The sequence below is a fragment of the Leminorella grimontii ATCC 33999 = DSM 5078 genome (assembly GCF_000439085.1).
Classification (GTDB): Bacteria; Pseudomonadota; Gammaproteobacteria; order Enterobacterales; family Enterobacteriaceae; genus Leminorella; species Leminorella grimontii.
This window is the reverse complement of the sequence record NZ_AUUA01000017.1, coordinates 14735-26420: the sequence shown is the minus strand read 5'-3', so window position 1 is coordinate 26420 and position 11686 is coordinate 14735. Positions and strand designations below refer to the sequence as shown.

The 11686-nt window shown below is 52.1% G+C and carries 12 protein-coding genes, 1 tRNA gene and 1 pseudogene; 8 read left to right on the top strand and 6 right to left on the bottom strand.

The window, feature by feature from the left end; translation table 11 throughout:
• Positions 1-37 precede the first annotated feature (37 nt).
• A complete protein-coding gene (locus G544_RS0115700) occupies positions 38-913 on the bottom strand; it encodes a LysR family transcriptional regulator (protein WP_027275481.1) in 876 nt (291 codons plus the stop codon).
• A gap of 272 nt (positions 914-1185) precedes the next feature.
• Here G544_RS0115700 and bla point away from each other — a divergent pair, with 272 nt between their 5' ends.
• Both bla and G544_RS0115690 read left to right on the top strand, forming a co-directional pair.
• Complete coding sequence (gene bla, locus G544_RS0115695; RefSeq protein ID WP_071783408.1) at positions 1186-2070, top strand: class A beta-lactamase; 885 nt, start codon at positions 1186-1188, stop codon at positions 2068-2070.
• A gap of 137 nt (positions 2071-2207) precedes the next feature.
• Positions 2208-2283, top strand: a tRNA-Phe gene (locus tag G544_RS0115690).
• A gap of 108 nt (positions 2284-2391) precedes the next feature.
• Here the strand turns inward: G544_RS0115690 and G544_RS0115685 are convergent.
• Positions 2392-2613: a helix-turn-helix domain-containing protein gene (locus G544_RS0115685; protein WP_027275479.1), complete on the bottom strand. Its 222-nt coding sequence runs from the start codon at positions 2611-2613 to the stop codon at positions 2392-2394.
• A 340-nt stretch (positions 2614-2953) separates the two neighbouring features.
• Between G544_RS0115685 and G544_RS0115680 the strand changes: the two genes are divergently transcribed.
• From G544_RS0115680 to G544_RS22410, 3 genes are all read left to right on the top strand, one after another.
• Positions 2954-3205: an AbrB/MazE/SpoVT family DNA-binding domain-containing protein gene (locus G544_RS0115680; protein ID WP_027275478.1), complete on the top strand. Its 252-nt coding sequence runs from the start codon at positions 2954-2956 to the stop codon at positions 3203-3205.
• Positions 3199-3555, top strand: a complete 357-nt coding sequence (locus tag G544_RS0115675; protein ID WP_027275477.1) for a type II toxin-antitoxin system ChpB family toxin — start codon at positions 3199-3201, stop codon at positions 3553-3555. Before G544_RS0115680 ends, G544_RS0115675 begins: the two co-directional genes overlap by 7 nt.
• An 86-nt stretch (positions 3556-3641) precedes the next feature.
• Positions 3642-4718 (top strand): DUF7716 domain-containing protein, encoded by a 1077-nt coding sequence (locus tag G544_RS22410; RefSeq protein ID WP_051155793.1) that lies wholly within the window; start codon positions 3642-3644, stop codon positions 4716-4718.
• A 76-nt stretch (positions 4719-4794) separates the two neighbouring features.
• Here G544_RS22410 and G544_RS22750 read toward each other — a convergent pair.
• Positions 4795-4884: pseudogene (locus G544_RS22750) on the bottom strand (DUF1778 domain-containing protein); the annotation flags it as partial.
• Between the two features lie 4 nt (positions 4885-4888).
• Positions 4889-5503 carry an NAD(P)H-dependent oxidoreductase gene (locus G544_RS0115665; protein WP_027275476.1) on the bottom strand — a complete coding sequence of 205 codons (615 nt, stop codon included), beginning with the start codon at positions 5501-5503 and terminating at the stop codon, positions 4889-4891.
• Between the two features lie 119 nt (positions 5504-5622).
• On the opposite strand from G544_RS0115665, the gene G544_RS0115660 reads away from it, so the two are divergent.
• The 3 genes from G544_RS0115660 (at position 5623) to G544_RS0115650 (ending at position 7898) form a co-directional block, all read left to right on the top strand.
• Positions 5623-6219, top strand: coding sequence for a TetR/AcrR family transcriptional regulator (locus G544_RS0115660; protein WP_027275475.1), 597 nt, complete (start codon positions 5623-5625; stop codon positions 6217-6219).
• A 296-nt stretch (positions 6220-6515) separates the two neighbouring features.
• Positions 6516-7124, top strand: coding sequence for a helix-turn-helix domain-containing protein (locus G544_RS0115655; RefSeq protein WP_027275474.1), 609 nt, complete (start codon positions 6516-6518; stop codon positions 7122-7124).
• Positions 7125-7217: 93 nt separating this feature from the next.
• Positions 7218-7898, top strand: a complete 681-nt coding sequence (locus G544_RS0115650; RefSeq protein WP_027275473.1) for a DUF7822 domain-containing protein — start codon at positions 7218-7220, stop codon at positions 7896-7898.
• 91 nt (positions 7899-7989) lie between these two features.
• Here the strand turns inward: G544_RS0115650 and G544_RS21415 are convergent, their stop codons facing one another.
• Together G544_RS21415 and G544_RS0115635 are read right to left on the bottom strand one after the other, a co-directional pair.
• Positions 7990-8796: a transcriptional regulator gene (locus G544_RS21415; protein ID WP_051155792.1), complete on the bottom strand. Its 807-nt coding sequence runs from the start codon at positions 8794-8796 to the stop codon at positions 7990-7992.
• An 800-nt stretch (positions 8797-9596) separates the two neighbouring features.
• Positions 9597-11681 carry an ATP-binding cassette domain-containing protein gene (locus tag G544_RS0115635; protein WP_027275472.1) on the bottom strand — a complete coding sequence of 695 codons (2085 nt, stop codon included), beginning with the start codon at positions 11679-11681 and terminating at the stop codon, positions 9597-9599.
• Positions 11682-11686 lie beyond the last annotated feature (5 nt).

Here is an 11686-nt window from a genome sequence, read left to right as displayed (position 1 = left end):
TCGCCATCGATGACAGCGCCCGCGACGCGGGCGCTTTTTACTGATGCGACGCAGCAACTTCCTTCTTTATCCAGTCGCGAAATATCTCCATGGCGGGCGTCATCGGCTTCGATTTCAGGTGCGTTAACCAGTAGCTCCCCACGTCTATCTCTACGTCAAACGGGCGAACGATCTGCGCCGTTTCCAGCTCGCGGGCAAACATCCTGGGCGGCGCCAGCGCCACACCGCCGGTATGAATGGCGGTTTCAACCATCAGGCGCGATGAGTCAAAGACCAGGCCGTTAACCCTTTCCGCTACCACGCCCGCGGCGGCAAACCAGCTGTCCCACTCCTCAACGCGATAGGATCGCAGTAAATTCTCCTTAAGGAGATCGGCGGGGCAACTGAGCCGCTCTGCCGTTTCCGGCGTACAGAGCGCGCTCAGCGGCGCATTCAACAGCATTTGGTTATGGGTTGACGGCCACGTCCCGGCGCCAAAGCGGATGGCGAAGTCCAGCCCTTCCGCAGCGAGATTGACGACGTTATTGTTGGTGCGCAGCCTAAGCTCAACAAACGGGTGCTCCTGCCTGAATTTTTCGATACGGGGAAAAAGCCAGCCAACGGCGAAGGTGCCTACCGCCGCCACGGAGAGCACTTCACGATACCCTCCGCCCTCAAACTTCCTGAAGACGGCGTCAATCTGGCCGAAGACGTCGGTCAGCACGGCGAACAGCGCCTGCGCCTCATCGGTCATTTCCAGACCTCTCGGCAACCGCTTGAAGAGCGTCATACCGAGGCGGTCCTCCAGCATTCGCACCTGCTGGCTAACGGCTGCCTGCGTGACGTAAAGCTCCAGCGCGGCCCGCGTAAAGCTCAAATGCCGGGCGGACGCCTCAAAGGCGCGCAGCGCATTAAGAGGAAGATTAGAGCGCATAACGTATTACCCATTAGATTTTCTTTAGGCTAGGGGAAATTCTTCTCGCTTGTTAATTAAGGCACAGAAGCGGATAGTTCTGCAATATGAAAAGAGGCAGTGCGTATCCGTTATTTAATTTCCTTATTTTTCATAACAATGAATACCTGTTTTCTATTTTTAGTTATGGCCGAGTAAGAATAAGGAATGATGCCCGCAACGCCTCTGGCAATACATATTCTTTTGCGTCCCACCGTTTTACAACACATTAATCATTCAAGGAGTTATACGTGATGAAAAATACGTTTCGCCGCACGGCGCTGATGGCCGCCGCCGTGGCACCACTACTTTTGGGCTGCGCCCCCCTGTGGGCAAGCGCAGCATCGGACGCAGCCGGCATCCAGCAGAAGCTGGCCAATTTGGAAAAAAGCGCCGGCGGGCGACTGGGCGTCGCCCTTATCGATACGGAGGATAACTCGCGGGTCCTTTATCGAGGAGACGAACGCTTCGCCATGTGCAGCACCAGCAAGGTTATGGCAGTTGCCGCCGTTTTAAAGCAGAGCGAAACGGATAAAGGCGTACTGAGCAAGAAGATAAAAATCAAAAAGGCGGACCTGGTTAACTGGAACCCCATCACGGAAAAGCATGTGAATTCGAGCATGACGCTAGAGGAGCTTAGTGCCGCAACCCTTCAATACAGCGATAACGTCGCGATGAACAAAATTATCGCCCACCTCGGCGGGCCGAATAAAGTGACCGCCTTCGCCCGTTCTATCGACGATACAACCTTCCGTCTGGACCGTACCGAACCGTCGCTCAATACCGCCATTCCCGGCGACGAGCGCGACACCACCACGCCGCTGGCGATGGCCGAAAGCCTGCGTAACCTGACGCTAGGTAATGCCCTTGGCGAAACGCAGCGCGCCCAGCTTGTCGAATGGCTGAAGGGCAACACTACCGGCGGAGAAAGCATCCGCGCTGGCCTGCCGAAGGCGTGGATCGTGGGCGATAAAACCGGCAGCGGCGACTACGGCACCACTAACGACATCGCCGTTATCTGGCCGGAGAACCGCGCTCCGCTGATTCTGGTGACCTACTTCACCCAGCCGAAGCAGGATGCTAAAAGCCGCAGGGACGTGTTGGCCGCAGCTGCGAAAATCGTGGCCGAAGGGCTTTAGGATTTGGCAAAAGCCGCCTGCGATGCGGGTGGTTTCCTGCACTAAACGGCAAAACGCCGCAATGTTAAGCAGTCGAGCGCGCTTTTGACGATTTACCATTGACGAAGCGAACCGGATCGGGTTTAATGCCCGCCGTTGCCCGGATAGCTCAGTCGGTAGAGCAGGGGATTGAAAATCCCCGTGTCCTTGGTTCGATTCCGAGTCCGGGCACCACTATTTAAAGAACCCGCCCACAAGGCGGGTTTTTGCTTTTTGGTGAATCCACCTTAAGTGCTCCCTGTAAACAGCAGGCTCCCAACACCTAACCCATACTCCCCTACCCTATCGATATCCCGGCTTTCGATAACGAGAAGGCCAAATCTGTTCCGGTGCGATACCCAGCGCTTCGGCAATCAACCTTTCACCTTTCGGCCAGTGGCGATTGAGGGCATTTGCCAGCGTGGAGGACGCCAGCCCGGCCTGACGTGAAACGGCGGCGAGCGTTGTTCCTTTCTTCTTTAGCCCGGCGACAATATCAGCCGGGTGCCAATCCTTATCCGTCATTTCCATTATCCTTAGTTTGTAGAGTTTCAAATAAACGCCAACATTAACACTACTAAGAATTCTGGTTGCTTAGACATCCTGAACAAGCCGCATGATGCACACCTCGATAAGCCCCTCTTCTGCCGCTGCCGGAAGGATTTTCCTGAAAGCAACTCGCAGAAAAGAAAAAAGAGCAACTTAAATACTCCTCCATAAAATCACTTAGCATTACCATCAGCCGAACATATCACGCCCAAGTCAGAAAAAATCAAACATGGAGAATTACAGATTGATGCCATTCCTCGCCATTGAAAAAAAACCGCCCAAAGTTATACTTTGTATAAACAACGTAGGAGCATCTATGAGTATAACGATCAAACGGTGGGGCAACAGCAATGGCGTTATACTGCCAGCCCTGCTTCTAAAACAGCTAGGCGTGACTGTCGGTCAATCGTTGGACGCAGAAATTCGAGACGGCACGTTGATCCTGACACCGGTACGTCCACGCTATACGCTGGAAGAGCTGGTTGCACAGTGCGACCCCAACGCTCCCGCCATCAGTGAAGAGGAAGTATGGGGTAAGGATGCACCGGTGGGGAATGAAATATGGTAAAGCGCAAGCAGGGATGGCAGCGCGGTGATATCGTGATGGTCGACTTTAACCCGTCAATCGGCAGTGAGCAGCGGGATGCTCGTCCGGCGTTGATACTGACTAAAAAGTTGTTTAACGATCTGGGCATGACGTTTGTTGCGCCTATCACCCAAGGAGGCAACTTTGCCCGCAACGCCGGGTTTACCGTTTCGCTTTCCGGCTCCGGCAGTAAAACACAGGGCGTAGCGCTGCTGAATCAGGCCCGCATGATCGATCTTAATACCCGTAATGCTCGGTTTGTTGAGACGTTGGATGAAACAATCGTTAACGATGCGTTATTGAAGTTTTCCGTACTGGTAGATGTCAATTAATGCCTGCAGAAGTCATTTTAAAAACGTATAACGAATGGTCGGACAAGCTTTAGATATCTTAATTAAGAGCACCCAGAATAACAGCCATGAACAACATATCCCCCGATAACGCCATACGTTCATTCCTCGAAGCCGCCATCGTTCCCGGTGATATGGTTCTGCCTTTCAAGTATCCACGGCCCGAGCAGTGGGAAGAGTGGCAAAGCGGTTTTCGTTACGACGGCGTATCCGGAGCGAGTCTGGTCGCCAGTACGCCCGGCGAGTGGCAACCTGGCTGGTACGTCGTAGCGCTTAACTATTTCGACGATCCCTTTTTCATCGATCTGAACGAGGTCACACAGGGCTACCCGGTTTATTATGCACCACACGGCGCAGGCCGCTGGGACGCCGAACATATCGCCTCCAGCCTGCAAGAATTTTCCAACCTGTTGGCCGCTCTGCGAGACTGCAGTGAGGATGACGAAGCCGCCCTGAGCCATATCCGCTCGCAGCCCTATCTACAAACAAAATTCTGGAACGAAGTATGTGAAAACCGGCTGGCTCGTGAACCTGCCGAGGATACTGCATCCAAACCGCTTAACCCGCTGGATTGGCAGCGCGGCAGCCTCGTCATTACGGCGATTGGAGAACAGAAGCTCAAGGTTATTCAGTTTCTAAAAAAGATGCTGAATCTCCCACTGCCGCAGGCGCTGGCTTTAGCCGCTCAACCAAAGATTACCGTGGCGGAAGGCTATCGCATCCAGCTGCGCGACACGGAGGAAGAGTTACAGGCGCTGGGAGCGACGGTGGAATTTCAGCATGACGGCCAACCGAGTCTGAAGATCTTTAGACTAGATACATTTTATGCCATAGAAGATCTGATTGACTGCGTTAAGGCAGAGGTAGAAAGCAATACAGATTATGCGGTGTATTCAGCAAACGATGATGACTTTTGTTCCAACGCCAGCTTCTTTATTGCCGCAGGCGTTGGAATTGATGACCATGACAACGAAATCTACCCTAAATCCGTCCGTCAGCGCGGTCTGCAATATATGTGTTCCTGCGGGCTAATTCAGGACGTAGTGAGCGTAGCAATTAGACAAAAGGCCGACGCTAGCCATGAAGAAATCATTCAGGCGCTTAATCATTACAGTAAATATGACAACTTCTTAGAGTTGAAATAGCGAATCAAAGAAACTTCTTCATACCCCAACGCCCCGTTCTAACAGAACGGGGCGCAAAGAAATTCAAATGCGAATGTTACTTCTCCCGCTCCCACGGCGCCAAAGTCTGCATCGTTTTCCGTAACTCAGCGCTTGGCGCAGGCGATTCGTCCAAACGGTTGTGAAACGCCCTACAGGCTTTCAGTTCCCCCATTTTCACTCGTAAAAATCCCCCGCCCAATCTCAAACGCCGCCTCAAGGCAGGCCTCCGGCGTCCCCAGCTCCGGCATCAGCAGCATCTCGGAGGTCACCACCCGCGCGCCGCAGTAATCAAAAATCCCATGGGCGATTTGCGCGTTAAAGGCGTCGGAGAATCCGTGCTTCTCGTACGTTCTTTGCCCGGCGGCGCCCAGCGCAACAAGGTGTACCGGCAGGCGCCCCAGCTTCTTCACAACGTTGCCGTCAGCGGTTTCTTCATAAGCCCAGCCGTTTGAAAATACGCGATCGATCCAGCCTTTCATTATTCCCGGCATTGACCACCAGTAAACCGGAAACACCAGCACCAGCGCATCCGCACTGTCAATGCGGGCCTGTTCCGCCGCGACGTCGGGCGGTATTGCCCCCGTCAGCTGAAAAGCCGCCATGTCTGCCGCAGAAAAAACCGGATTAAAGCCTTCCTGCGTGAGGTCCACTATCTCAGACGTATTATCCGGGTTTACTTCAGCAATCCCGCGCGCAATGGCGTCGGCGGAGCCGTGGGTAAGTGAGGTATTAATAGGGTGAGAAACAACGATCAGCGCATGCATTTCAGATACTCCCTGTTGCTATAAAACGGTATCATACTTAGTCTAATATGTACCAAAGGTAACTTACCATTAGTAAGTTACCTTTGGTACATAGCCATGTCAACAGGAGAATGCTTGCGATGCCTAACTCACTCACGCGGCAACGTTTATCAAGAGAAGAGCGCCACATACAGCTGGTGGAAACCGCATGGCAAATTATCCGCGAAGAAGGAACCGAGGCCCTGACCCTAGGACATCTGGCAAAGCGGGCGGGCGTCACCAAGCCCGTGGTTTACGACCATTTCATTAGCCGTTCCGGGCTTTTTGCCACGCTATATAAAGAATTTGATCGTCGCCAAACGAGGCTGATGGACGACCTTATCCGTAAAACGGAGCCGGTGCTTGATAAGCTGGCCTCGGTTATTGCCGACGCATACATCGAGTGCGTGCTGCTTCAGGGGCGCGAAATGCCCAGCGTGATGGCGGCGCTTGCCGGAACTCCCGAGCTTGAACAAATCAGGCGGGATTATGCCGCCGCTTTTACCGAAAAATGCCGCAGTCTGTTTGCGCCATTCTGCGATCGGCCCCTCAGCGACGCAGCGATCCGCGCCATGATAGGCTCCGCCGAAGGGCTCTCCTGGGCCGTGGTGAACGGCGTTATTACGGAGCAGCAGGCAAAAGACGAGCTGTTTCAGGTCATTATCGCTATGGTGCAGAGGTGCTGCGGAGCTCATTAGAGCAGCCATCGTAACTCACAAAGGCATAGTGGGGAGCGCCCGGCGGCTTAACGTAGCGTTCTAATATGGAAATGTTCAGGTCGCCCGGCCCTGACCTCCTTCCCCCTAAAAATATCCCAAGGCTTTTCCCTATCCTACCCTCACCCCACATCCTCAAAAAAGACTAATTTATTTATAAGCAGCAACTCATCTAGTTGAAGTTAAAAGGATAAAGACAACATTTTACAATAACCACAAATTAACGCCTTCTAATAGACTTTGGTAAACTTAAAAAAACTCACTCTGGCAACGAACCAATGAAACCTACAGAACATCTCGTTAAACTCATAGACGCCGTTTCAGATAGCGATCGTATTCAACACGGCAGGGAGCGCCAGATAATCTCCCTGCAGCAATACGTTGAGCCAATGAGCTTTATTCTTCATGAGGGGTCCGCCGGCGTTTATCGCACCAGCGATAACCTACTTATTTTAAATATAAAGGCTCCGGTCATCGTAGGCTTAAACTTCCTGGAGAAAGAGAATAACGATTTCTACCTGCAGGCCCGTCAGGCCATCCGATATGAGATCGTGCCGCGCGAGCTTTTAAAAGAAAAAGTGATAAAAAACAACATGTGGGAAAGCATAAGCTACGCCTATATGCACGTTGCACACAGATTCCTCGAATATCATTTTGTCTCTGTCGGCGTTCCTACCTATAGCCTTATACGTAACAACCTCATAGAGCTGATGAAGGAGAACGATGACATTCGCCTGTCCACCAATGCCTGTGACTACATTCAGGAAAGAACGCTGCTTTCACGAAGCGGAATAATGAAAATATTGGGCGATCTGAAAAAGGGAGGACATATAGAGATAAAGCGGGGCGTACTTATGAAGATCAACCATTTGCCTGAAAAATACTAATACGTTCATATTGCCAGAATCAGCCTTGTCGCTTATTGAAACAGCCCCGTCGCCGCAGTCGGCCTCGGGGAAGCCAGCGCAAAGGAGTCAGCGATGGCAAACCGTTCCTACCTCTACAGCCTCAGCAATCGGCCCTCCGCCTATGCCGACCGTCCGGAAACCATCTCAGGGCTTTCCGAATGGGCATACTGCGTTCCCTTTTCCTACCGCGTGCTGATGTCAGGCAATCCAACGATGTGCTCGTCTCTGATATCCGACGGCTTTGCCGCTGAAGAAGACGGCGACGGCGAAAAGCCCCGCCTTTATGCCATCAGCAGCGGCTTTGACGCCGGCTTTGCGCGGCTAAAGAAATTTTTTACCGTTCTGAACGCGGCAGTTACCGATGCCCCCTATCTGGCTGAAGAGATAAAAGATGGGCTCGCGTTTCTTGAAGCGCATCGCGACGGCTACCTTCTTCTGGAAACCATCGAGCTGGACGTCATGACTGAAAGTGAAGAGAGCAAGCTTCGCGCCTGCGTTGAAGCTGAAATTGAACAATGTCGCCATGCCGGCGCTGCCGTAGATGCCCTACCGGAAAACGTAGAAGAGGCAGCAGAGCTGTTAAAACAGGCGGCCCGGCGGCCAAATGGCTCTGTGCTGGACGCATTCTTTGGGTTACAGCTTAACGAAAGCTACGATCACTCCCGTTTCGACTATCCGATAGGCGTTTCAGAATGGAGCGAGATCCTCTACTTTGGCCTATGGAATCGAACGGAATTTGAGGCCAACCGTTAATCGGAACGCCCCTTGGCTCAAAGGCGCTATCACCTTCGGTGGACGGCTTACCCTATTTTATGCCCACCGAAGGGCCTACGGTTCGAACGGCCTACGATCTGATCTTCTCACAGTAAAACATCCGATCGTCCATTATCGAACACAGCGACGCAGAGGATTCGGCGTTGACGTTCATCATAATAAACTGCCCATCGGCACAGAGAATGTCCCTGTTTTTCATCAACAGCTCAATCTCTTTCCTTAAGCTACCGGGGCTCGCCTGCCGCTGAGAGAAAGTATAAACATGGCACTCATGCTTAAATGAGAGTATCGCATCTTTACTTTTTACTTCTCCCTTCCATACGTAGTAAGCGCCCAGCGCCAGCGCAAAAATCAGCGAAGCAAGCAGTAAAAAACTAAAGCGCTTAGAGCCGCCAGACAGCCGTTGTGGACGCCCATTATCCACCTTTATAACCGCTGGCTCTGGGGTCGATATCGTCGGCTGCTCGGACTCTTCATCTTCAGATGAAGCCCTGCCGGCCGTTTTGGTCAGTATTTCGGATGCCAGCTTATCGATTTCCCTATCTACGGAATACGTTGACGGCTCATCCTCCTTGGCTCTGGGCGAGTCGCCCTCTTCGCTGATGAGAACGACCGGTATCGTATCGCTAAACCGAAAGCCGACCTTCGGAACGGTAATGATAACCTTGTCGTTTAAGCCAAAAGAAGTGAGGCTTTTTCTTAACTGGCTAATATAGTGGTTTAAGTTACTATTTGAAGAAACCAGCCCGTGCTTATCCCAAACGTTTTGAAAAAGTGTATCTCTGGAAACCGTCTGCCCATAGTCATATAAAAGTTCGTACAATAAACGATTAGACGAATTGGATAAGACAACCACAGACATTTCATCCTGCAGCATTGCCAGAGTTCTATCTTCCGTATTGAAGACAATATTTTTATTTATTAGATAAAGCATATAAAACCCTATAGCCTCATGAATTGAATACACATCAGGAAATAACGATACTACCAGAACCTAAGGCGTGACGATCAATTCACACTATGAACGACATTCTTTTAACGCTGAATAACAAACCGGTTATCTTTAATAACCAACAGGGAAGCCGCGATTATATTAATAAAAAACAAATAATAAACCTTAATAGACAAAAATCATAGGTAAAGTACATTTAACTAATTTTATGTAATTTTACAGGTTATTAAGCCTGAAATTTACTATAAATTATGTTTTCAACCCAAGGAAGTGACTGCTATAAAAAACATTATCTATCAGTAAAATACGAGATTAACGCCTAATCTCCTTTCAAATAATATCTATAACCTCGTAGAGGCGTTTAAAAATTGACACAAAAAGAAATCAAACCAAATATAAAAACTTCAGTTTCCCTATAGGAAAATCCATTTCCTATAGGGAATAAAATTCAAAGAGATTTAAAACACTGCTATATCCATAATAATGCAGCGTTAATTATTGTATTTTACTATTATATTCAGGCGAGGCATCTCTTCCAACGGCGCATAGAGACTCCGGAGCGGAAGAAGGAAAGCAGCTTTCCTCTTACCTCAATAATAGCGCTACGGCGCCACCAGAATGCCTATAAATCAAACCATCAGGGAATGAAGGAGGAATAAAAAAGCCGCTTGATGAAAGCGGCTAAAGGGTGGTGTTAAAATCCAAGCAAAACGATAGAACCGTCTTTATTCACCTTCTCTACGCGATGCCAGGAAGCGGCTGAAATCCTCTTTATTGCCGTCAAAAACCACGCTGCCGCCGCTGAGCATCACAATCCTATCCACCAGCGCCACCAGGTTTGCCCTGTCGGTCGCGATAATCATCCCCTCTCCGGCATCGGCCCGCTGCTTTAAGTGCTCAATCAGCACGGACTCCGACGCAGGATCGAGATGGGCGGACGGGTTATCCAAAATGCAGCAAGAACGCTTGGACAGCAGCAGACGCGCCAACGCCAGCTGCTGCTTTTGCAGTGAGGTCAGAGGAACGGCCAGACTCTGCCACCGGCTGTTTAGCCCCTGGTTTAAAAAAGGCATTAATCCAGTTAAGTTGGCTTTCTTCAGCACGGACAGAATTTCTTCCGCACTCTCGGGCAGCGGGTTATCAAGAGAAAGGTAGTCAAACACCGTCTCACCAATCACGTCACCGTCCTGCCAGGCGTAGTGAACGCCACGGCGAACGGCATCCGCGCTGCGGGCCGAGAGCAGCATGCCGTCCCAGGTAACGTGCCCGCCGTTGGGCATCAGGATCCCCAACATAAGCTTAAGCAGCGTGCTTTTCCCCGCTCCGGCGCCGCCGACGATCGCCACGCGCTCTTTCGGTGATATGTGCAGGTTTATTCGGTTAATGCAGGGCAGGGAAGGATGGTAGTTAAAGTCCAGCTGCGACGCGCTCCATCCGCCGTTAGGGCCGTGGTACCCCACCGGCTCTTCGCTGTCCTGCTTGTGCTGTTCCTCAACCAGCTGATTGATTTCAGCCATCGAACGACGCATTTTTTGCAGGCTGGGAAGCAGCTGCATTAAGGAGAAAATTGGCTGACCCAGCCGCCCGGCGATAACCACGGTAACAAACAGCCCGGCCGGTGACATGCCGCCGCTCTGCACCAGATAAAACGCGCAGATAACCGCCAATACGGTCTGGAAGTTCATCAGCGCCATCAGCGAGGCGCTGCACCGGTTCTGAAGAATAAAGCGGTTTTGTTCCGCCTGCTGCGCCTTCTCGTTGGCGCGCAAAAACTGCAGCGTCGCGGCCTTATAGGCCACGGTCGCCCGGTAGTTATCAAGCGTTCCGGTGGAAAACGGCACCTGCGCGCCGTGGCTGGGCAGCCTTTCGGTTTCCAGATAAAAAAGCACGACCCGCACGATGGCGCAAATAAAGATAAATAGAGGCACCAGCACCAGCCAACCGGCGATAGCGGCAATCACCACAAAGTAGAGCACGCTGAACGCCAAATCCAATGCCGAGCTGGAAAACAGCCCCAGACACTGCATCCTGAAGCGGTTCCAGTTGTTCATCGCCTCCAGAACGCCGCGCCCCCATTTGTTATCCTGCGACGGTACGGTATGAATCAGGTCCTTTATCAAGGCGGGTTCAAGACGCTGCTGCATCGACGATAAAAATCGCCCGCCGGTTTTAACGCGCTCGACGCGAAAGACGTACTCTACCAGCAGCGCCAGCACCACCGCGGCGGACAGCGTCCACAGCGATGAATCTGCATGGCCGGGAATTATCCTGTCGTAAACGGCGTTCAGATACAGCGGCATCACTATCGCCAGCAGGTTGATAATCAGGGTCGACCACAGCAGGCGGCTGACCGTCTTTCCTTCCTGCTCGCCCAAGCGAAACAGCGCACGCCAGCTCAGCCGCTGTGCGCCATCGCGCACAACGACTCGCCAGGCTTTGCGGCGCTGGGCCAGTTCAGAAAAGGGCGCTGGAGACAGGTGACGATCGGCGGTTAAAACGCCCCATCCGTCCCGAGCCTGAAGCAGATATACACCGCCCTTCACCGGCTGATGCTCCGGCTCGCAGGGCAATACCTCCACGCCGAGCGCTCTAGCGGCCAGCTCAAACCAGGCGTCGACGGGAGCATCAGGCGTCAGCGTTTGCGCCAGCGACTGCCACTCCCAGCGGGCAACGGGGACGGACAGCGCGTCGGCCGCCGCCGCCAGGCCGTCGCCTAACGTTAAATACGCCTTTGCAGCTCCCAGAGCGTTAATCTCTATGTCCTGCGCCGTCTGCTCTTCTGGCGACGCTTCTATTTCCAGTATCGTCATGGCAC